This is a genomic window from Microcoleus sp. Z1_A1 (assembly GCF_036700305.1).
Taxonomy (GTDB): domain Bacteria; phylum Cyanobacteriota; class Cyanobacteriia; order Cyanobacteriales; family Microcoleaceae; genus Microcoleus.
Map to the genome: position 1 here is coordinate 258,951 of NZ_JAUBOR010000001.1, position 22,747 is coordinate 281,697.

At 46.6% G+C, this 22,747-nt stretch carries 17 protein-coding genes; 11 read left to right on the forward strand and 6 right to left on the reverse strand.

Annotation, left to right across the window (positions count from 1 at the left end):
* The first annotated feature begins 94 nt into the window (after window positions 1-94).
* The 7 genes from QT973_RS01090 to QT973_RS01120 are packed head-to-tail and all read left to right on the forward strand — an operon-like array spanning window position 95 to window position 8,830.
* Window positions 95-1,240: a glycosyltransferase family 2 protein gene (locus tag QT973_RS01090; protein ID WP_333057982.1), complete on the forward strand. Its 1,146-nt coding sequence runs from the start codon at window positions 95-97 to the stop codon at window positions 1,238-1,240.
* 43 nt (window positions 1,241-1,283) lie between these two features.
* On the forward strand, window positions 1,284-3,080 hold the full coding sequence (locus QT973_RS01095; RefSeq protein ID WP_333057981.1) for an ABC transporter ATP-binding protein: 1,797 nt from the start codon (window positions 1,284-1,286) through the stop codon (window positions 3,078-3,080).
* 33 nt (window positions 3,081-3,113) lie between these two features.
* A complete protein-coding gene (locus QT973_RS01100; protein ID WP_333212101.1) occupies window positions 3,114-4,337 on the forward strand; it encodes a glycosyltransferase in 1,224 nt (407 codons plus the stop codon).
* A gap of 60 nt (window positions 4,338-4,397) precedes the next feature.
* Complete coding sequence (locus tag QT973_RS01105) at window positions 4,398-5,381, forward strand: glycosyltransferase (protein WP_333057979.1); 984 nt, start codon at window positions 4,398-4,400, stop codon at window positions 5,379-5,381.
* Between the two features lie 35 nt (window positions 5,382-5,416).
* Complete coding sequence (locus QT973_RS01110) at window positions 5,417-6,700, forward strand: glycosyltransferase (RefSeq protein WP_333390345.1); 1,284 nt, start codon at window positions 5,417-5,419, stop codon at window positions 6,698-6,700.
* 22 nt (window positions 6,701-6,722) lie between these two features.
* Window positions 6,723-7,493, forward strand: a complete 771-nt coding sequence (locus tag QT973_RS01115) for a class I SAM-dependent methyltransferase (RefSeq protein WP_333263170.1) — start codon at window positions 6,723-6,725, stop codon at window positions 7,491-7,493.
* A gap of 5 nt (window positions 7,494-7,498) precedes the next feature.
* Window positions 7,499-8,830, forward strand: coding sequence for a glycosyltransferase family 4 protein (locus tag QT973_RS01120; RefSeq protein WP_333057976.1), 1,332 nt, complete (start codon window positions 7,499-7,501; stop codon window positions 8,828-8,830).
* A gap of 491 nt (window positions 8,831-9,321) precedes the next feature.
* Here QT973_RS01120 and QT973_RS01125 read toward each other — a convergent pair whose 3' ends face one another.
* The 4 genes from QT973_RS01125 to QT973_RS01140 all read right to left on the reverse strand — a co-directional run bounded on the left by QT973_RS01125 (window position 9,322) and on the right by QT973_RS01140 (window position 15,327).
* Window positions 9,322-9,537: a hypothetical protein gene (locus QT973_RS01125; RefSeq protein WP_333057975.1), complete on the reverse strand. Its 216-nt coding sequence runs from the start codon at window positions 9,535-9,537 to the stop codon at window positions 9,322-9,324.
* Window positions 9,538-9,603: 66 nt separating this feature from the next.
* Window positions 9,604-11,883, reverse strand: coding sequence for a hypothetical protein (locus tag QT973_RS01130; protein ID WP_333057974.1), 2,280 nt, complete (start codon window positions 11,881-11,883; stop codon window positions 9,604-9,606).
* Between the two features lie 176 nt (window positions 11,884-12,059).
* A complete protein-coding gene (locus QT973_RS01135; RefSeq protein ID WP_333212111.1) occupies window positions 12,060-13,874 on the reverse strand; it encodes a peptidoglycan DD-metalloendopeptidase family protein in 1,815 nt (604 codons plus the stop codon).
* Between the two features lie 265 nt (window positions 13,875-14,139).
* Window positions 14,140-15,327 (reverse strand): RNA-guided endonuclease TnpB family protein, encoded by a 1,188-nt coding sequence (locus QT973_RS01140; RefSeq protein WP_333057972.1) that lies wholly within the window; start codon window positions 15,325-15,327, stop codon window positions 14,140-14,142.
* Between the two features lie 160 nt (window positions 15,328-15,487).
* On the opposite strand from QT973_RS01140, the gene pgeF reads away from it, so the two are divergent.
* Both pgeF and QT973_RS01150 read left to right on the forward strand, forming a co-directional pair.
* Complete coding sequence (pgeF, locus tag QT973_RS01145; protein WP_333212114.1) at window positions 15,488-16,366, forward strand: peptidoglycan editing factor PgeF; 879 nt, start codon at window positions 15,488-15,490, stop codon at window positions 16,364-16,366.
* Window positions 16,367-16,609: 243 nt separating this feature from the next.
* On the forward strand, window positions 16,610-17,221 hold the full coding sequence (locus QT973_RS01150; protein ID WP_333057970.1) for a CPP1-like family protein: 612 nt from the start codon (window positions 16,610-16,612) through the stop codon (window positions 17,219-17,221).
* 146 nt (window positions 17,222-17,367) lie between these two features.
* Here the strand turns inward: QT973_RS01150 and QT973_RS01155 are convergent, their stop codons facing one another.
* Window positions 17,368-18,054 (reverse strand): HAD family hydrolase, encoded by a 687-nt coding sequence (locus QT973_RS01155; protein WP_333057969.1) that lies wholly within the window; start codon window positions 18,052-18,054, stop codon window positions 17,368-17,370.
* A 537-nt stretch (window positions 18,055-18,591) separates the two neighbouring features.
* Between QT973_RS01155 and QT973_RS01160 the strand changes: the two genes are divergently transcribed.
* Window positions 18,592-20,682: a diguanylate cyclase domain-containing protein gene (locus QT973_RS01160; RefSeq protein WP_333233305.1), complete on the forward strand. Its 2,091-nt coding sequence runs from the start codon at window positions 18,592-18,594 to the stop codon at window positions 20,680-20,682.
* On the forward strand, window positions 20,663-21,196 hold the full coding sequence (locus tag QT973_RS01165; RefSeq protein WP_333212118.1) for a GNAT family N-acetyltransferase: 534 nt from the start codon (window positions 20,663-20,665) through the stop codon (window positions 21,194-21,196). Before QT973_RS01160 ends, QT973_RS01165 begins: the two co-directional genes overlap by 20 nt.
* A gap of 20 nt (window positions 21,197-21,216) precedes the next feature.
* Here the strand turns inward: QT973_RS01165 and hppD are convergent, their stop codons facing one another.
* A complete protein-coding gene (gene hppD, locus QT973_RS01170; protein ID WP_333212120.1) occupies window positions 21,217-22,278 on the reverse strand; it encodes a 4-hydroxyphenylpyruvate dioxygenase in 1,062 nt (353 codons plus the stop codon).
* Between the last annotated feature and the right edge of the window lie 469 nt (window positions 22,279-22,747).

The following is a 22,747-nucleotide window of genomic DNA, read 5'->3' on the forward strand; positions in this document are numbered from 1 at the left end:
CTTCCAGCGACTGTGTAAGTCCTGACTGCGACGAGTGTAAGGTAGATATGCCAATCTACAAAGAAAAAAAAATGAAAAATCTTGTTAAAAAGCAATGCAGCCAGATTCTCAAAAATCTCCCACTTTACCTCTCGTCTCAGTCATTATCCCTGCATACAACGCTGAGCCATTTATTGAAGAAACTCTGAAATCAGTTTTAGCTCAAACTTATCCAGCAATTGAAGTTTTAGTAGTCGATGACGGTTCCCAAGATCGAACTCCTGAAATTGTCGAAAAATTTGGCCAAAAAGATTCTCGCGTCCAGCTTCTGAAACAGCCAAATTCTGGAGTCGCTGTTGCTCGAAACTTAGGAATTCAGAAATCCAGAGGAGAATATATTGCCCCCATTGATGCCGATGATATTTGGTATCCTGAAAACATAGAAAAACAAGTTGAATCTATGTTGGAGGGAGGGGAAGAAGTAGGGGTAGTCTATTCGTGGACAGTGGACTTAGATGAAAAAGGATTGCTAACAGGAGGATTCCGGTCTTTTAGAATTGAAGGTGACGTGTACGCCACCCTAATCTGCCACAACTTTATAGGAAACGCGAGTGCTTCTATGATCCGTCGCAGTTGTTTGGAAAAGGTGGGGGTTTATGACAAGACATTGAAGGAAAGGAATGCTCAAGGCTGTGAAGACTGGGACTTATACCTGCGGATAGCAGAGCTTTATCAATTTCGAGCCGTGCCGGAATTTTCCATTGGCTATCGCAGAATGTATAACACTATGTCTACCAACTATACGGCAATGGCGAATTCTCAATCTTTGATGCTGCAAGCGGCCAAGCAACGGCATCCCGAAATTCCCGATTTCCTGCACCGATTATCTACCAGTAATTTTTTGCTGTACTTAGCGAACCAAAGCAGCCGCAACGGCCGCGATCGCACCGCGCTCTTTTGGTTATTCCAAGCTTTAAAAACTGAGTGCATCTCACCCTTATTACGTTCTGGCTTTTACATAGTATTGGGAAAGAGCCTTCTAAACCTATTATCCCAGTCTGGGAAACATCAGGATGCTCTAGATGCACCTGTGAGAGTAGAAGATACGCCATACTCTGAGAACCCACCGATGGGCCGGGAGGTGTTGGTAGAGCTCCGGCGCAAAAAGATCGAATTCATGGTAACGATAGGGAACATTTTTCACCAGTCAATTTCCCTCCTTGTCCAGCGAAATCAACCAAATATTGACACGCTCCCTTAAGTAAAAATTAGCGCCACGCCACCGACAAAGGCAGAGTTGTCTTATGAAAAAAGAAATTCAGGCTATTAGAACTCTGCTACCCCTCCTCAAGCTTTATCCTTGGGCTATCCCGGCAATGATTTCCTTGGGTATGCTTGCTTCCCTTTCCGACGGCTTTGGCATTAGCTTATTCATTCCCTTTTTGCAAACTTTACAGCAAGAACAAGCTCAGGCTATAACTGGCAATTCTTTCATTGATTCTCTGAACCAGATATTCGCTGGTGTCCCTGCTGGCTACCGCGCCTTAATCATTCCATCTTGTATTTTAGTCAGCATCCTCATCAAAAACCTGATTGTCTATAGTAATTCTCTGCTTTTTGCTTGGTTAAATTCGCGAATTAGCAACCGATTGCGCTGCCAAATTTTTAACCAAACTTTAACCGTTAGCTACTCTTTCTTAGAGCGCAGCGAATCGGGAAAGATTATGAATATTTTGGCAACAGAGAGTTGGCAGACTAGCAAAGCTTTGAGTTTGTTTGTTAACTTGATTACGTCTGCTTGTACGATTACTGTCCTAGCGACGCTGTTACTGCTCATCTCTTGGCAACTCACCTTAATTATCAGTATAGCGCTCTTCCTCATCTCACAGTTCATCCAGTTTGTGACGCGGCGAGTCAAACATCTGGCACAGCAAGCAGTAGACGCCAATTCTCAGCTCGCTGTCCGAATGTGGGAGGGATTAGGGGGGATGAAAACCATCCGCTCCTTTGGACGGGAATCTTACGAGCAAGAACGCTTCGATCGCGCTTCCCTGCAGGTGCGAAACACCTTTTTGCAACTCGATATGCTGGGAGGGCTCATCAATCCGCTCTATGAAGTTTTTTCCGCACTCCTCCTGCTAGCAATTTTGGCGATCGCCCTCCTGCAAAACCAGTCAGCTATGCCAACGCTGCTGACTTTTTTATTCATCCTCTACCGCTTGCAACCGCAGGTGCAACAACTAGATATCGCGAGGTTAGGTTTAGTCTCTACCGCCTGTTCTGCTGAAGTGGTAATGTCTTTTTTAGACACTTCGGATAAACCTTACATCCGCTCTGGTACAGTTCCCTTTGACAAGCTGAAGCAGGCGATCTATTTTGAGTCAGTTTCCTTAACTTACAATCCTGAAGATCGGCCGGCAATAGAGGCTGTCTCCGTCGAGTTCAAACGCGGCCAAACGACTGCTTTAGTGGGGCCATCGGGTGCGGGAAAATCTACGATCATCAGCCTCCTCTGCCGCTTTTATGAGCCAACGTCAGGAGGAATTTATGTTGACGACTGCTCATTAAAAGAACTTAATTTAATGGACTGGCGGAAACGAATTGCGATTGTCAGCCAAGATGTCCATATCTTTAGCGGGACGGTGAGGGATAATATCGCCTATGGGCGTTTAGAAGCAACCGAGGCAGAAATTTTTGAGGCGGCAAAACTTGCCAATGCTCACGATTTTATCAGCCAACTGCCGGAAGGGTATGACACGAAAGTGGGCGATCGCGGCGTTCGCCTTTCTGGCGGGCAAAGGCAGCGCATTGCCCTCGCTCGGGCGATTGTCCGCAACCCAGATATTCTAATTCTGGATGAAGCAACGAATGCTCTGGATAGTATTGCCGAAAACTTGATTCAGGATGCCCTCAATACGCTCAGCCAGGATCGTACCGTCATTGTCATTGCTCACCGCTTATCGACGATAGAAAATGCGGATAAAATTATTGTGATGGAAAATGGCAGGGCGATCGAACAAGGCAACCTCCAGTATTTGCTGAAACTCGACGGCCTCTTCGCCAAGCTTTATCACTTGCAACACCGTAACGTACAAAACTAAGTAAAAAACTAAGAGTAAGTTGGTGAATTATTTATGCCTTATCCCATCCTTGACATTGAAGTGACACAGCCCCTCCCAAATCTGATAATTTCTGAGGAGGATACAGGAATTGCCTTAGTTGTGCGGCGCAAAGATAAAGCTGTTGGTTTGATCATGCAGCCTCTTCCTCCCAAGACCGTCCTTTCTCCTGAAGATTTAGCTAAAATCATTGAACGGGAGGTTGGCATTAAGTTACTTCAGGAATCGATTAGAGAAGAGCTAACTCCTGCCGAAAATGGCGATCCCTTTCCGCCGCTGACAGTAGCAATTTGTACGAAAGATCGGCCGGACAACTTGGCGCGGTGCCTGCAACATTTACTCAAGTTGCAAACACCTATTTTGGGTGAAAAGCTTTACTTTGAAGTGTTAGTAATTGATAATGCACCTTCAGATGAAAGAACGAAGGAATTGGTAGACTCTCTACCAGGAGTTCGCTATGGCCGGGAACCAAAACCCGGTTTAGACTTCGCTCGCAATCGCGCCTTGCAGGAAGCAACGGGCGAACTATTAGCCTTTCTTGACGATGATGTCACGCCCGATCGCCAATGGCTCAAAGGCTTGAGGGAAGCTTGGGCAGAAAATCCTGATGCTGGCGGTTTTACAGGGTTAGTGCTGCCTTATGAGTTAGTGACTGAAGCCCAAATTTTATTTGAAAGCAGAGGAGGCTTTCGACGCGGTTTTGAAAAAATTCGTTATGGTCAAATCTTGCCCTATAATCCCTTATACCCCTGTGGGGCTGGCATATTTGGAGCTGGTTGCAATATGGCATTTCGCCGAGATGTTCTACTGAAATTAGGGGGATTTGATGATGCACTCGATACAGGTGCGCCTCTCCCCGGCGGTGGCGATTTAGATATGTTTTATCGAGTTGTTCGCGCTGGCTATCCCCTCGTCTATGAGCCTCGCTATCTGGTGTTTCACCAACACCGTCGGGAATATGAAAAATTGCGCCGCCAGTATTGGACGTGGGGTTTAGGTTTTATGGCTTTTGTCGTAAAATCTTATCAGACCGATCCGAGCCAACGCTCGAAATTGCGCTGGCTTGTAGCCTGGTGGTTTGCCAATCAGTTAAATCAGTTGCAACAAAGTGTCAGAGGATGCCATGTATTGCCTCCGCCCATGATTCTAGCCGAGTTGTGGGGCGGTGTTGTAGGTCTGTTTGGGGAATATCCCCGCTCTTTAAAACTAATTGAAAAAATTAGGCAGCAATTTGCCTAAAATTAGGAGAGTTTTTTCAGAGATATGTTTCATATTGAATGCAGGGAAGAATAGTTAAATATGAGTAAGCTTCCGCCGATCGATATCGTAATTTGTACTTATAACAATGCTCCCCTTTTAGACAAAGCTCTCTCAGCTATTTCCCAACAAATAGTTTCACCCAACCTAGAGTGGAGGGTTTTAGTAGTTGACAATAATTGCACCGATAATACGCAGAAAATTGTCGAAAAATATCGAGTGATGGGGCAAATTCCCCAGCTTTCTACAGTATCAGAAACACAGCAAGGATTAACCTATGCCCGCCACTGTGGCGTTAAAAATACAACTGCTGATTGGATTGCTTTTGTAGATGACGATTGCTTCCTGGCAGAAAATTGGGTGGAACAAGCTGTTAGATTTGCAGCGGCTCATCCCGACTGCGGCGCTTTTGGCGGTCGAGTAATTTTAGATTGGGAAACTCTACCAGCCAAATATGTATTGAATTATGGGTACTCCTTCGCACAACAAGAACACGGTACAGAACCCCAAAAAAAATCTTGTTTAGTGGGAGCAGGATTAGTTCTGAATAGAGCAGCCCTCGCTCATACTGGCTGGATAGATAAACCGTTACTTCAAGATCGCATCGGAACTAAGCTCATATCAGGGGGAGATGTGGAAATCGCTTTGCGGATTTACGGAGCAGGATACGACCTGTGGTACACTCCCGACTGTCAGTTAAGACACTTTATTCCGGCTAGGCGTACTTCTCAAAAATACTTGATCGACATTAACTATGGTCTAGGAACCTCTCAAGTTTTGGGGGATTCTCTTCTCTGGTCTGGTTCTTATCGAGATTGGCTGTTGAAATTTATTATCGATGCGGTGAAAGCTTCCCAAAATGTCCTGATTCAATCTTTAAGAGCAGCTTTGGGGCGGATGAATCCAGCGGAAGTGGAGATAAATGGGAGTTTTGTCCGTGGTAAGTGGGCCGGAATTAGCCGTGTGGTTCGCATGAGCCCAGAAGAACGCAGCTTGATATTGGGGCGTGCAAAATTAGCTGGCTAAACAGCTCATAAATAATATTTCTTGAGGTAATTTCTGTGAGCAAGCCTTGGAAAGTTCTCAATGTCGAATTGAGCGAAAATATTCCTGAATTGCCCTTGATTTCCAACTACGCCGGAATATATGTAGTGTTTTGGTGGCATAATATCCCCCTTGGCGAACGGGAGATTTTAGAGGATCAGTTGCCAATCTCGGCTTCACAACTAGCGAATCTAGCGGCGCTGGCGATCGCGCCTGCAGTCGGTAGCCACCTGCTAGAGCAAGGTTTTAAAGCGCCTTTGCCTGAAGTTTACAAAAAAAATCGGGCGTGGCACCAGCCCCCTGAGTTTGATGCCCTGACTGCCTTAGAGCAACCCCTGGCCAAGCTGCAGGAACGCTTGAACCAGACTAGCAGCGCATCTGTTTCTGTCGTAATCGGCACTCGAAATCGGCCAGAACAATTGGCGCGATGTTTGCAATCCCTGCAAAATTTATCCCAACCTGCTCATGAGCTTATCGTGATTGATAATGCTCCGAGTTCAGACGCCACCCGCCAACTGGTGGCTGAGATCCCTGGAGTCAAATATGTATTAGAACCTCGCCCTGGTTTAAGCGTCGCCCGCAATACTGGCATCCGCCACTGTACAGGCGACATTATTGCGTTTACCGATGACGATGTGATCGTTCACCGTGACTGGGTGGCCAGGATTGCACAAAGCTTCCGCGAACCCAAGATCATCGCTGTAACCGGCCTCGTCCTGCCTGCTGAACTCGAAACAGAAGCCCAATTAATATTCCAAAAAGGTGATACGGGCTTTGGTTGGGGATACCGATCTCTGACTTTTGACGCTGAATTTTTTAAGGATACGAAACACCTAGGCGCTCCCGTTTGGCGCATTGGTGCAGGAGCAAATATGGCTTTTCGGCGTGAAGCTTTTGAGTTACTAGGAGACTTTGACGAACGCTTGGGTGCAGGGGCATCTGGGTGCAGTGAAGATTCAGAGCTATGGTATAGAGTGCTGGCGGAAGGGTGGATTTGCTACTACGATCCGACCCCTGTTGTTTATCACTATCACCGGGGCGATCTCGATAGCTTGAAACATCAGATGTACCAATATATGCGGGGTCACATCGCGGCCCTTTTGATTCAGTTTGGGCGCTACAAGCACTGGGGGAACTTGCTTCGCTTATTCATCATTTTACCTCTCTATTATGTGAAACGATTTTTAATCGGTCTTTTGACCGGATTTAAAGGGATTAATAGAACGCTATTGGCAGAGGTATTAGGTTGCTTTGCGGGAGTCAGCTTTTACCTCAAAAATCGTGTAAAGAAGGATCAATAGTTTTTCCAATTAGAGGAAGATTATGGCAACAGTTGTTGAGACCAAAAAATTTGAGACGCATAAAGAAAAGCTGGGCAATTTCTTAGCCCGCAACCCTTTCGGTCAGCCCTTGACCCTGGGATTCTTTTACCGAGAAAAGATGCGGGCAATTCACCGCATTTCCCCAGATATGCCCTTTAAAGAAATTTTAGAAGTAGGAGGAGGTCAAGGAGGCTTAACGTCTTTACTTTATCCGCAAGCGCAAATTACTAACATTGACCTCGATCCTAAATATGCAAATGTTCCTTGCAACCTGCAGGAAAAAGTACGCTTCATCTGTGGCGACGCGACCAATTTACCGTTTGAAAATGAGTCCTTTGATGCAGTGACGATGTTCGACGTTCTCGAACACATTCCCGACCACCAAAAAGCTGTATCTGAAGCGCTGCGAGTGCTTAAACCCAAGGGTTTTTTATTAGTGAGCAGTCCCAATGAGAACTGGCGCTTTCCCTACTACGGCGTGATGAAACCGCTCTGTCCGCCTGAAGCAGAGGTGATGGCAGAATGGGGTCACGTTCGGCGCGGCTATAGGATCGATCAACTGAGGGATTTAATCGGTTTGCCTTACCAGAGTTCTGCTACTTTTATCAATCCCCTGACAGTAGTCTGCCATGATTTTGCTTTCTCTCGCTTGCCTGCCCTCATACGCTTATTATTCTGTACTGCCCTGAGTCCTGTAACCTGGGTAAGCTATTGGCTGCATAAACCTGATTCCCTGGGAACGGAAACAGCATCAGCTTGGCAGAAGCCATAAAATTTATGAATTTCCAACCAGAACCAACGATCGCCCTCCTGCACTGGGGCGATTTAATCGAAGATTTTTTAGATACCATCGGGGTTTCCTTTGAAGCTTTCTGCAACGAAATGACGGGGGGCTGGATGTTTGGCTACATTGAGGCGCTGCGGCGGGCAGGGGTGCGGACAGTGTTATTCTGCATCTCTGGTAGCGTGGCTGAACCCGTGCGCTACACCCACAAAGACACAGGAGCAACAATCTGCACCCTGCCGGCACCTCAACTTTACCAAGCTGTCCGCCGCCAGATGGTTAACCCTCAAGGGTGGACGGTTCAGGATATGTTTGGAGAGGTTCGAGGCCTGGGCCGTCTGATGTTGGCAGGAGTGAAAAGCGTTACTCCTTACCTGGCTACACCGCTGGGGTTGCTGGCTGCAGAATTGCGACGGGAAAACTGCCAAGCGATTCTCTGCCAAGAATACGAGTACCCGCGCTTCGACGCTTGCACTTGGTTGGGGTGGCGGATGGGGCTGCCTGTTTTTGCGACGTTTCAGGGGGGCGATTTTCAGGTTAGTCCTTGGGAAGGTTTGTCGCGCCCGATCGCCCTCAAAGCGAGCGCGGGTTTAATTATTGCTTCGCAAACCGAGGTACAGCGCGTGCAAAGTCGCTATGGCGTGCCGACAGCCAAGATTGCCCGCATTTTTAACCCGCTGGATTTGGAACTGTGGCAACCAATGGATCGCGCTGAAGCTAGGCAACTGCTGGGTTTTCCCGGTGACGCTGAAATTGTCGCCTGTCACGGGCGGATTGAGATTCGCCGCAAGGGGTTAGATATATTGCTGGAAGCTTGGGAACGGATCTGCCGCGATCGCCCCAACCGAGATTTGCGGCTGTTGCTGGTGGGGACTGGTAGCGACGCGGAGGAATTGAGCCAGCGAATCGCTCAGATGCAGCTTTCGGGCATTGTTTGGGTGAATGAATATGTGCGCGATCGCGCTTTGATGCGACAGTACCTCTCGGCTGCTGACGTTTATACTTTGCCTTCTCGGCATGAGGGGTTTCCGGTTGCACCGCTGGAGGCGATGGCTTGCGGGTTGCCCGTTGTGGCTGCTGACGCCCCTGGAGTGCCTGATATTTTCGAGGGGGGCGAAGCTGACGGCGGGATCGTTGTGCCCCGTGAGGATGCAACCGCTTTGGCAGGGGGGATCGGTCGGGTTTTAGACGATCGGGCGTGGGGGCGGGAGTTGGGTAAGCGCGCTCGCATTCGGGTGGAAACTCATTTTTCTCTGGAGGCGATCGGTGTGCAACTGCGCCAGTTTTTGTGCGATCGCTCTTTAGCGCACATTCGGCATATCTGACTCGCAGCACTGGGAATGCTTGAAAAATCCCAGCCCTAAAAATTTATCTCCGCCTAATTTTTCTGGTTTTATTATCATTTTTTTTGCCAATTATCGGAGACCTAATAAATTTAACTTTACGAATTTTTTTAATATATTCATTGTTTCAACTAAGGAATGAGAATTAAATAACTTCCACAATGAAAGTGGGATGGGCGTCCCGCCCGTCCACTCATGACGGGCGGGACGCCCATCCCACAATAACAATTAAAATTGTAAGTTATTTAATTCGCAATCCTTAGCAATTTATTCTGGGAGGGTGACAAAGATGTCTAGGAACTAGAACGACTCAGGGTTTCTCCCTGTATACGCTGTTGATAAAAGCTAATTTTATTACGAGCTAACTTCATTAATTCTTGCACAGGTTCAGAAGATTGTTCCAGATAATTTACCCGCTGCCCTCCATCTCAACCAACGCCAAATGTACTCCCTATAAGGTATTTTTGGCTCGGTTATTTACGGCGAGATACATATTTTTGCACCTGCATTTTCTGAATATTAGTGCCTTCAAATCCAGCATTTTGAGAACTGAAAAATTCCGCGCGATCGCTAATAGCATTATAGTAGCTGTAAAGGTAATCGCTCAGTTGCTGGCTGCCAGTCGAATAGAGGTTATTCGGCAGCGCGTTTACCGTTATACCTCCGATTAAGCAGTGTGGTGTTTCCACAAATCGATTTTCCCGATTCTGCAGCCCTGTAGCCACTAAACCGTATTGAATTATAACTGCTATATTTTAATTTTTCAAACGATACAACACCGACTCAGTATTAAAATTTTTTCCGAAAACTGGTTCCAGCGGGCCTTCGGCACTTGTCAGCCAAGATAGAGCTTTTCTGGTAGCTGCGTCTGTCCCAGTCAGGGGCCCGAATCCTACAGTCCTAATTTTATTTCGCCGTAGATTGTCAATCCATGCCGAAAGTCGATCGGCTCTAAACGGCACATATAAAACTTGTCTGTCCAAATTTCTCCCGTAAAACAGGTAACTGCGCGAACTTAAAAAGAAGCCTATTCTTTCATCAGGTACTGTATTTTTATCAATATATTCGTAAATTCCGCGATACAGTTCGGTGCGTGCAAAATCTCGCTTTTCCCTCCAATGACCAATTACTATCAATCCTATACAGACACCAATTATCACTATGTAAATCGATTTTTTTCGGGTAGAAAATAGATGATTCAGCCATCCTAAGCCAGGATTGATTTTCAACCATATCGCAGCCAGCGTCACTGACACAAAATAAAATATCGGATATGGTAATATATATGGCCAACTGGGGCCTAATATTTTCCATATAGTATTAAGAGCTTCTCTTGGGTTAGACTTCAAATTATCAATCAACAAACTCCCCCAAACAATACTATCTCCGGTGAAAGAAGAATTTTTAATAAAATCAAAAATTGTGTTGCTAGTAATTCCGAACAAACCACTAAAGAAAACCACTACCAGAACAACTAGATTTGCAGTTTTCAAGAGAGTTGCTGTAGCTGCTGCTGCGACGGCGAGTACGCTTAAAAAGGGAAATCCGTATCTGAGGTTAAAACCGAGTAAAGGGCTGAGTTGACCGATCGACTCTCCGGCAGTACCGGACGTGTAAGGTGTAATTAGATACAGAATTCCTGTGCTGGCGAGAAGTATAATTAAAATAATATTATTTTGATTAATTATTCTGGTTTTACCCTGGATAAAAGCCAGAGGCGCTGCCAATACCTGAAGCGCGATCGCCAGAAAGGGCAGTTGCAATCTAATGATAATTTGTACGCCGACAGTTTTCCAGTGGGAAATATTGCTGGGATTAAATTGAGCTGCTAAAGTGCTTTGCCAAATCTTTAGAAGTGGCGAAGCGGGCTGCTTCTGTACCGGAGGTATGGGTGCAGTTATGGGAGACGGGAAGGAAACAGGATCTAAGGGAATTTTAATATCGCCGACTTCGCCGACAGGATAATTGATTTGCAGCAAGTTTCTCGCATACCAAAAACATCCTAAAAGCAAGCAACAAGCTAGGCCGCCAAGTAACACTGGTTTGAGAAAGTGGCGAATTCTAAAATGAGCTGGTGTAGATTTTTTATTAACCGCGAATCTTTTAATTTCTAATATTGCTAATCCTCCTAAAAGTGAGGCGGCATAGATTATTCCCGTGATTTTTATTCCGGCTAGCATTCCTGCGTTTGCCAAAAATAGCGAGAGTTCGGATTGCGATCGGCTGCTATGATAGGATAAACCTAGATACAAGCCGACTGTAAATATTGCAGCTAGCGGTAAATCGGGCTGAATGGTGTTAACTTGGTTGAGCATCATCGGTACTGTCAATACTAAAGATGCTGCTGCCATACCGTGAATTCGGGTTGCTCCAAATTTTATGCTTAATAGATAGACGGCAATTCCCTCAAGTACCCACGCAATTACCAGGGGGAAAGCTGCTAGAAAATCTTCTCCGAAGGGAAGCACACACAAAGCAGATAAAACGTGCCAATTGTAGGGATATACTCGTGCTTGCTCTTGTTCAAAAATCCAATTTCCGGTGGCATCTAATAATGTAAATGAATGGGTTTGATACCATCGGGCGATCGCAGGCAGGTGAAACCACAATGAATCATAATTGGTTATGGGTTTGGTTGCGATAGTTTCCAACAGCACAAATCCAGCCAAAGCGGTGGCAACAATAATTAGTGATTCTGAGAGAGTCCGAGGTTGATTGAGTTGGGGAATCTGCCACTCGGAGAAGGTAAAAGTTTTGTGATTTTTGGTATAAATCAGGATGAAGCCGATCGCACAAATCAGAATTTCTGCTATAATCACCGCAGCAATATTTAGTCGATCGGCACTTCCTAAAATCAAGCCGATACAAACTTGGGCAATACTCCATCCCGTCAGGAGTACGAGGAGAAAATGGGGAAATGAATAGTTATTGTTTTCTTTCTGATTCTCAAAGGCAAGAGACAAGCTTAAGGGAATCGGCCCGACTACAATAATCAGAAATAAAATTAATTCCCACAAATGCTGCGCTATTAGCATAAGCTGCAAGTTACCATTTTTTATGAGTTTTTCCTCGTTACCCGACTCTTTCGGGTAACGAGGAAAAACAACGAGTTAGCGTGCTGGTTGCACAAAACATTAATTTTCTTGTGGGGAGTAGGGGTTTGGCTTTTCGACCGTTCCACAAGAAAATTAATCTAGCCAATCCCCAATTTTTACCTGTTAGCTTGCTTCTGAGTTTTGGGTTTGACGGCTTCGGTATCTTTGGGCTTAGAAATGTCAGCTTTTAACAGTTCCGGGAATGGCGGCTGGAGGTTGTGAACTTCGATGTCCATTCCCAGTGGCAGAGGTGGCAACTGGGGCAGATCGTTTTCCCAATCCTTGAGTGAGTTAGCGGTTTGTATTTCCACCATTTTCGGGATTTGCGGTACTTTGGCGGTTTCCAAACTGCCGATCATTTTTGCCAGAGCGAATTCTAGCTGAGATCCCGGGTCGATCGCCACCCAACCCCGATCGGTCATTTGCCGAACCTCGAAGTGAAGGTGAGGCCCTGTAGACATTCCCGTACTGCCGACGCGGCCGATCGTCTCTCCCTGTTTCACGAACTCTCCCGGTTTCACAAACAGTTCCGAAAGGTGGGCGTAGAGAGTTTCCTGAGACTTTTTGTTGTGGTTGAGAACCACCGTCAAACCGTAGCCACCCAACCAATCGGCGATCGCCACTTGACCCGCATAGGCCGCCAGTACGGGCGTTCCCATCGGGGCCCCCAAGTCTGTTCCGGTGTGAAACCTGCCGTAGCCCAGAACTGGATGAGTCCGCCACCCAAAGGGCGAAGTAATTGCCGAAGCAATAGATAGCGGGAACAGCAAGCTGGTGTTGCCATTGCCGGGGACGCCTGGGGGACGCGGCGTGAGATTGTAGTAAGCAAAACCGGTATTGCTGCCACTGCTGACACTAACGGCACCGACTTGAACCGGCCCAAGTCCCATGCTGGGCGCTGGAGCGCCGCCGCCGTAAGATGCAGATCCGGCATAATACCCAGTGTCTGCGGAGTATCCAGTGTCTGCGGAGTAGCCGATGTTAGCCGAGTATCCAGTGTTTGCCGAGTAGCCGGTGTCTGCGGAGTATCCTGCGTCTGCGGAGTATCCTGCGTTCGGCGAGTAGCGCGGGGGTGCGTAACCAGATGCCGGTGGGTTTGAATCCCTCCAAACCTGGCTGCCTATTTGTTGAACGGCTTGACCGAGTTTACTGACAGGATTTCCGCTACTATTTCCGGCAACAGTTCCCCGAACATCGCTCGGAAGGCTTTCTGGCAGATTTCGAGGAGGAGGGGCTGCAATATAGCCGTCGTCTGCGATCGGAGGTTCCTCTCTGTAGTTGGGTTCTCCGGCATCTGCCGTCACCGGCTCGGAAACAGGAGGAGGCGCGCACAAACCGCCTTCTCCTTCGCAGCCGGTCGATCGCTCTGCAAACTCTATTCTCGTTGGCGCTTCGTACTCTTGGTATTCTTCGTACTCGCTGGTAGCGCCAATGCTGTAGTCTGTTTGGTCGATTTCAGCGTGGGCTGGGTTAACTGGCGCTTCAAAAGGTGGCTCCTGGGCCGTCGCTTCTGGCAGGGGAATCAGGGCGGGCTCTGGCAGATAATATTGGGTAGGAGGTGGTTCGCTGGCGTACTCCGGCTCCCAGGCAGGTTCGGGATCGAAAGGCTCGGACGGTGGAACTTCTGCCTGCGGTTCAGGGTATGGTTCTGGTTCCACTTGGCTGTATGCGGGTTCCGGGGGCGGGAGAGGAGCTTCAAATAATGGCTGGAGGTCTGCTGCGCCGGGGACGGCTTGTTCTGCGGGCGGAGTTTCGGCTTGGGCCCAAACTAAGCCTTTGCTGAGCAGTCCCAGACTGGCAAGACAACCCAGTCCCACCAGCAGTGAGCGATCGGACAAAAGGCGCGATCGAGTCCGGGCGCCTGTAGGGTTCTTTTTTTGCTGTTTGGTTTTCAAATGGGCTGTTATTTGCTTGTCTGGAACTGGTTTCACGATTTTTTTTCCCAACTCAACAGGGGGCACAAGGATCTCGAAGTCAGGATCGAATGTATGGCAATCCTTGTCTTTATATACAGGCCTAACTGATTTTACCGGGCTTGAGGCAATTTTTTCTGCACATCGAACAAGCTCAAATGCTTTACGCATTCAGTCGCGATCGATATCCGGTTTTTTTGAACCGATGGCACTTGCCTAGAAGTCTGTGACGGCCACACTGTTGACATCCACCCAGGCGTAAACGCACGGGGATTCCCAAACCTCACGATTCAGGTTTCTGCTTCTGTCCCTTACGGGGTTTCGCACCAGCCTTAACAGATTTACTCTGTTCTGGTCTTACAGTCGCTCCACAGACTGACACGGCAAGCCCTGCCGCCAAAATATTTTTTGCCGCATTAATATCTCGGTCATGGCGCGTCCCGCAATTAGGACAATCCCATTCCCGGATATTCAACGGCATCTTGTTAACGATGTGTCCGCAATTACCACACCGTTTTGAACTCGGAAACCATCGGTCAATCTTAATTAAAGTACGATCGTACCAATCGCACTTGTAGTCAAGTTGTCTGACTACTTCCCCCCAACTTGCATCACTTATAGAAGCGGCAAGTTTGGGGTTTTTAACCATATTCTTCACAGCTAAGTTTTCTACGGCGATGGTTTGGTTTTCACGCACCAACCGCGTCGTTAACTTGTGAAGATTATCTTTCCTTGCATCAGTAATTTCTTGATGCACTTTCGCTACTTTAAGCCGTGCTTTGTGACGGTTTTTTGACCCTTTTTGTTTGCGACTTAAAGATTTTTGCGATCTTCTAAGTTTGCGATATTTTGCCTTGAATCCTTTGGGATTGGCAATCTTTTCGCCAGTGCTTAGAGTGAGCAAGCTTGTAACTCCCAGGTCGATACCGACTTGATTATCTGTTCTAGGTAATGCTTCAATTTCAACCTCTACCAGCAGAGAAACTGACCACCTACCTGATGGTGCAAGCTTTACTGTAATTGTTGATGGTCGGCAACCATCAGGTAGTGTCCGGCTCCAGCGAATGGGTAACGCTTCTGTGCTTTTTGCTAGGTAGACTTGTCCATCTTTGAACTTAAATGCTGACTTGGTAAATTCTGCACTACCACCGTTGCGTTTCTTTTTGAAGTTAGGATATTGTGCCCGCCCATCAAAAAAGTTGGTATAAGCCGTTTGTAAATGTCTCAAGCATTGCTGTAATGGCACACAGCTAACTTGGTTCAGAAAATCTAGTTCTTCGGTTTTCTTCCATTCGGTTAACATTGAAGAAGTCTCAGCATAGCCTACCCGTTTGTGTTCTGCGTACCAAGCTTCCGTTCTTGTGGCTAAAGCACGGTTGTAGACCAAACGAACACAACCCAAAGTACGTCGCAACAAACTTTCTTGTTCCGGCGTTGGGTAGAATCGATAGCTGAAGGCTTTTTGTGTCATGCTGACCTTAAGTACGCTATTTCACATAATAGCACGTCTTGTGTGAAATGGTAGAGCTTAACAAAAATTCATGTAAAGCCTTCCTAAAAGGACGGGGTTTGGGCCCTCCGCTTCGCTCCGCCCATTTTTTTGATGATTCGCTTGAGTAAGGATAGATTTCATGACTTTAGCTGGCGATCGCTTGACAAATTTTCCTGGCTCTGAGTGCGCCGGAGGACCTGACGGTATCAGTTGGGACTGGCAGAGTTTTGAAGGCTTGCCCTATCTGACTTGCAGCTTGCTTTCTCGCTGGTCTCACGGCTTTTTTACTCGCGATTTCTCGCCCCAGGGGCCGATCGATCTGACGGAAGTTCTCGAACCTGGAGCTAAGGTTTACCGACTCCAACAGGTACACGGCAATGCGGTACTCAAAACGAGTGAGTTGTCACCCGTTGTGGCTCCGGGCCCGGAAACCGCTGCCCCAAGCTATGCTGAGGCTGATGGCTTGGTTGCCCATCAAGAATTGGAGGCGCTGTGGGTTTGCTCGGCTGACTGTGTGCCGGTGCTGATTGCTGACGATCGCACGGGACTGGTTGCGGCAGTTCACGCGGGTTGGCGCGGGACTGCTGCTAAGATATTACCAGAGGCGATCGCTCAACTTGTGGCACAAGGCAGTCAACTAGAAAATCTGAAGATTGCTATGGGGCCGGCGATCGCTGGAGAGGTTTACCAGGTATCTGTGGAAGTAGCAGCGGAACTGGGAGCCACCATTGCTCCTAAGAGTGCCGTTAGTGCGACAGCAGACGGCATCTGCGAGTTTTTGCATCAACTGCCGCAAACGCCTGTCTTAGCCGATCCAGAACCGGGAAAAGTACGCTTGGATGTTCGCCTCTGCAATGCTCTGCAATTGCAGCAGTTGGGAATCGATCTTTCTCAAGTGGCGATCGCTCCTTTCTGTACTTATTCTGACTCGGCTCGCTTTTTTTCCTATCGCCGCGATCGACTTAAAAAAGTCCAGTGGTCGGGAATTGTGAGCGCCTGCAGGACAAGTCCCTTCTGAGGGCATTTGGCAGAAGGTAAAATTTTAGACGGCCAAGATAAAAATAACAATCTTTGGATTCATTATTTTTTATTTACGAATGCCAAATGCCTTCTAGTTTCAACCTTCGTAAGGTTTGCTGGTTCCTGTTTTAAAGCACTAAAAACTAGCAGCAAAACTTTTGGGAAAGCGGCAGAGCTCCCGCCCCGCTTTCCTCTCTTGTTAAGATTACTCTATAACGAGAGTCTTCAGCGGGTTATTACAATGAGTGAGCCAACTCCCTATCAACTTCTTGAAGTCGATGAAGATGCTTCCTTTGATGAAGTGCAAGAGGCCCGCACGCGCCTAGGCGAGCAGTACAGCGGTGACAAGAAACGTTTGGAATTGATCGAAGCTGCTTACGATGCGATCCTCATGGATCGCCTGCGGCAGCGACAGGAAGGGAAAATTAAAGTGCCCGAACGCATCCGCTTTCCCGAACGGCTGACTCCCCCACCCCCAAGCTTTACTCCGTCTCCTCCGAGTGGCAGCCCAGCTTGGTTGCAGCGGTTAATCGATACTCCTAGTCGATCGGACATTTTGTGGCCGGCTGGGGTGTATGTGGGGTTAGGCGGACTGAGTATTTATCCGGCGGCTAATGATGGTTTACTACAGTTGACTCTGGCTCTTGGGGTCGGCTCTTGTCTTTATTTTATTAATCGCAAGGAACAAAAATTTGGTCGCGCCGTGCTGCTGACTGTGGCTGGCTTGGTTATAGGCTTGTTGCTGGGAGGCTTTTTGGGTTCTTTGGTCAGTCCGGCATTTATAACAACAGAGAAATTTATCGCTGTGTTTACGTTTTTAATTCTGTGGCTGGTCAGCAGTTTTCTGCGATAGTCAGCAGTCATTAGTCAGCAGTCATTAGTCAGCAGTTATTAGTCAGCAACCAACAACTAATAACTGTGAAATCAAGACCTCTGAAAAATAACATCAGCTAACAATTAATAACTAATGACTAATGACTAATGACTAATGACTAATGACTAATTTTTGCCACCTAAGATAATCTCAACTGCTTCGCTCAAATTGTTAGCAATTAAATCCGGTTGGTGCATTTCTAGTTGGGTGCGATCGCGAATTCCGCACAAAACACCAATTACCTTGACACCGTGCGTTTTGGCTGCTACAATATCTGCCTCCGTATCGCCAACCATCCAAGTGTCAGAAGCCGGCGGGAGTTCGGCGAGAGCTCTTGCCATCAACAGGGGCTTATCTTTGACATCCCCGGTTTTAACGTAATCGTTGGGGAGGCAATAGCGGCGGTTTTCGGGGAAAAATTGCCCTAAATTGCAGCGGTTGAAGGCTTCATCTAGTTCCCTAACGCGGCGCATGGTCATCACGGCTAAGTCTACTCGAGCGCGCTGCACCTTTTCGAGAGTTTCGACAGCGCCGGGAGCTGGTCGATCGTAAATCATGTAGGGTAGGGTGTGGACGGTTTGACGGCGTTTCTGGGCAAAATCGGGGGCTTGGGCAGCGTCTAATCCTGAGAGGATGGCGATTTCGGTTTCGGGAACCCGCGCGCGCTTCATGTCCCAAAACTCTGCCTTGGGGAGTTCGCGCACTGCTTGACCCTCACGTTGAGTCTCGGCGAGACACTTCTGGTAAACTCGGTAGTAGCGATCGGACACGTCCATAATCGGGCCGTCAAAGTCGGTAATAAGTCTCAGCATTTAGCAGAGTATTTTTAAGCTTTGTATACAAATCCTTCGATACTATATCATTTAAAGGTAACACTTTCTTTACAAAAATTGACACAAATACCTAGGGGAGGTAAAGTCTATAGGAATGGTGCTAATTAAAGCAAACATTTGAATTAAACTGTGCTGTTCATCAACTTGAGCGGTTGTCAGCCACATCGGGTAATTTAAAATTAAAGTGTGCCGGATAAATAGTGTAAACCGCTACATATTGTTCATAAATTTCTACCTCAATTGAGGCTGATTTTGACGACACTTTCTGAAAAAAAAGTGGATAAAATTAATATTTTGCCTCATTTTAAAAATAGGCAAAAAACTGCTTGGAGAATCTAAAGTGTACTGTTTGGATAAATTAGCCAGCGGTAACAGGTGATGACATCTGCCAGTATAAAAATTTCCCTGAGAAATCGCAGCCAAACAACAACTAACTTTACCGGCTAACCTTGGAGAGTGATGCTCTACAATAACGAAATACTTCCAACATTAAGTGTAGAGAGCAGCCTCAGAAGTATGAATATTCTTCTTTATAAGCTGTTATCCTTACGCAGGATGGAATACCTCGCAGTCGATCGGGAACTTAAGATTAAAGAAATATCTTTAAAAGTGCAAGATTTTGCCTACATTCATGAGGAAGCAGCCGAAGGAAAAGACGTGCGCGATAGTTTTCCTGAACTGATCGGAATTGAAGGAATCCTAGAAGGCATTATTGAAGAACGAGAGCAAGACTTTCAGTTAAAATCAATTAACAGAGTTCTCAAAGACGGATCTTATTTGTATCTAAATTTGTACATATTTGGTTATAAGGCACAAGCCAATGCTGACAGATTGATTATTTTATGCGAAGATGTGACAGATAGCATTGCAGCTCAGCAAAGCATGGTTCAGGCTGCCAACGAAAACAGTATGAAAGTCGATTACTTAGCTGCGACTGGCGATTATATTGACAAAATTATTAATTCCCTAGGCGATGTTTTGTTCGTAACCGGAACATCGGGAAAAATCAAAAAAGTGAATCAAGCTGCACAGAAATTATTTGGATATACCGAATCGGAATTAATCGGCCAATCCATATCCCTGATTACGGCAGAGGAGGAATTGTTACGCAAAGTCAGCCAGCTACCTCCTGCACTTAAAAGCCAATATTGGCCTCAAGTAAAAGTAGCTTGCCAAACGAAAATAGGTTTAAAGCTGATTGTTGCATTTTCATGCTCTACTTTCGAGACAAGCCCAGGAAGCAAGGATGGAGATAGCGGGCTTATACAAGATTTTGTTTATATCGGCAAAGACATTACCAAGCAACAACGCATAAAAAAGTGTCAAGAAGCACAGTATGCTGTGACTCATATCCTGTCAGAATCGAGTTCTCTAGATAGCGCAACTCCGAAAATTTTGCAAGCTATTTGCCAAAGTTTTGGGTGGGATTTTGGCGAACTTTGGACGCCGACAGAGGCGGAGAAAGAAACTAGATTGGGTGAGGAAATAAAATCTGAAACAGATCCGCTTTGGTGCCTGCCGCTTTGCTGTCCGATCGAGGAAACTCCTTGTTGGCGGCGGGTGGCAGTTTGGCAGGCAGCGGAGGAAGTTAGGGAGTTTGCCGAAAACGATCGGCAGATTACTTTGGCTGCGGGTGAGGGTTTGCCCGGAGCGGTTTCCAGAAGCGGTTCTACGCAGTGGATTACTGATCTTGTGGGCGATCCCACTTTCGTGCGATCGCGCTTGGCAGAGGAAGCGGGATTGCGATCGGGATTCGGTTTCCCCATTCACGCTAGGAGCCAAGTTGTAGGAGTAATGACTTTTTTTTGCCGGGAAGAACTGCCACCGGATCAAGATTTACTTCAGATCATAGCTGTAGTAAGTTCTCAATTAGGAGAATTTGTCAAGCGCAAATATGCAGAGCAAGAATTGCAAGAAGCTGAAGCTTCAATCCGATTTTTGTACGAACAAGAAAAACGCCAAAGTGAAGAATTAGCTCGGCAAAATGTAGCTTTAGAACAAGCAAAATTAGAATTACAAGCAGCTAACATGGAATTGCAGCGGCTCGCTTCGGTGGATGGATTGACTCAAATTCCCAACCGTCGCTGTTTTGATAAAAAATTGGAGTTAGAATGGCAGTTGATGAAGCGAGAAAAAGATTCGCTATCTTTAATTTTGTGCGATATCGATTTTTTCAAACTTTACAACGATCGTTACGGGCATCAAGGAGGCGACGAATGTTTAAAACAAGTAGCCGACATTTTAGCTAGCAACGCTCAGCGGGCTGGAGATTTAGCCGCCCGCTACGGTGGCGAAGAATTTGCGGTAATTTTGTCGCGAACTGATGTGCAAGGAGCAAAGCAGGTAGCTGAAGCAATTCGCAGGGATTTGAAAGCAGCGGCAATTGTTCATGCTGCTTCCAAGGTAAGTGAGTTTATAACTCTCAGTATGGGAATCGCTACTACTGTACCTGCTGCTGGTTCATCGATCGAGGAGTTGATTGGACAAGCCGATCGAGCGCTGTATCGAGCTAAACTAGAAGGGCGCGATCGTATAGTTGCCCTAGACTTGAAAATAGAATTTCAGGGCCCGAAAGGAGTATGTTCTGATGATTGTGAGAGAAGCTAACATCGCTGACGCACCTGCAATCGCACGGGTGAATCTAGATACTTGGCGCACAGCTTACCGGGAAATTGTACCAGCAGATTACCTCGCCCACTTATCCTATGAAAAGCGAGAAAGCAATTGGCAAGAAATCCTGGCAAACGTCAAAAATACTGGCGTTTTTGTCTGCGTTGCTGAGAATGAATCGGGAGAAATTGTGGGTTTTGCTGCGGGTGGTGGCGAGCGCACTGGCAAATATGTATATAAAGGAGAATTATTTGCCATCTATATTTTGGAGGAATATCAGCGTCAAGGAATCGGACGGCAACTCGTGAGAACAGTTGCCACAAAATTGGCAGAATTAAGTTTGAACTCGATGCTAGTTTGGGTACTAGGAGACAATTCAGCCTATAGGTTTTATGAATTATTAGGAGGTGAAAAAGTAGACGAAAAGCAAACAACTAGAGCAGGAGTTGCCCTCAAAGAAATTGCCTACGGTTGGAAAGATATCGCAGTGCTGATTAACACGCCTGTATGACCGAAAAAGTGGAATTTTTATCAATCATCTATCAAACTTCCTCTCTTCATTTGTTCGCGTTCAATTGCCTCAAACAAAGCTCGAAAATTCCCCGCCCCAAAACCTCCAGCTTGTACCTGTTTCCCGTTAACTAAACTAACTCGGCGCTCAATAATCTCGAAAAAGAAAGTCGGTTCTGCAAAAATTGGCTGGGTAAATATTTGCAGCAGCATTGCTGCGGGAGTATCTTCTTGCCAATCTGCCAAAACTTGACAAGCTGCAATTGCTGGCCAATCTGCGGGCAAATAGTTTTGCCGCTGCTGCAATTCCGAGTAGTATGTTGGAGGAACCGGCAGAAAAGGCAAACCGCACGATCGCAAATCGGCAACAACCCCCACAATATTATTAGTTTGCAAAGCCATGTGCTGAATACCCGGCCCCCGATTGGCGCTCAAAAACTCTTGAATTTGAGAATTAGCTGATGCCGGTTCATTAATCGGGAATTGCACCCCACCTTCAGCGTGCACCATAACTTGACTCCGCAAAGCCGATTTCTCAGTCTGAATGTCAAAATTTTGCTGCGGTTGAAAACCTAATATTTTTTGATACCAACTAACAGCACTTGATAAATCCCCAGATTCAACATTTAACACTACGTGGTCAATCCGGGTAAACAACGGCAGCTTATCCGAAGCCGATAGCAGTGAATGGCTGCCAATTCGCTCCACCAGCGTATGGCTTAAATCGCCCCAGCCTGCGATTTTTGCCCGCTTAAAATAGCCTCCTGCGTTTAGGTCTTCTTGAATCGGTTCCAGGATTTTAGCGCCTTTGGCACCAGCTCTAGCTACCGCTAATTCGATATTTTTTACCCGAAAACCCACATCGGCAATCCCTGGAGGATGAAACTTCAACCAACTAGCAGCGGGACTAGCGGGTGTCAGGGGCGAAGATAAAACAAAACATACATTGCCACTGCTGACAACTTCAGTGTGAGTGTGGCTGTTAGCATAACCTGCTATGGATTGAAAGCCTAACTGGCCGACAAACCAGTCGCAGGATACTTGAGCGTTTTCAACGTAAAATTGAATGCGATCGAACTCCATAATCAATAATTGAAAATGGAAACTGAAAAATGGAAAATCTGCTGATTTTCAAGGTCAAACTGCCAGGTAGGGACTGAGTAATGGAGATGTTTCATACTTTTTATTGCGCGCCCACTTAATAATAACCTAAAGATTGAATATCCTAGCTCCCTCTGAAGGCAGAAATAAGTCGGCACTTAAAACAAACCCGTTGTCTGCGATAACTTAGGTTTGACCGCTAGACCTTCGCCAATAGGACTAAGGCAAAAAATGGTTTGACGTGCTACTTATATGGGTAAGGTGCGCGGCAGAAGAGCACTCTACATAATTAGGTGCTGTGCAAGTTCTCAAACCTAAAGATATGATAATTTTTCGGGGCTTGAGGCGCCGCTGTCTTCTGCCTTCAAATGACCAAGAATTTCTTCATGTGGTACCCGCCACGTGATTTATCTCGCGCAAATCAATCCCAAATCAAAAATCGAAAATCCTC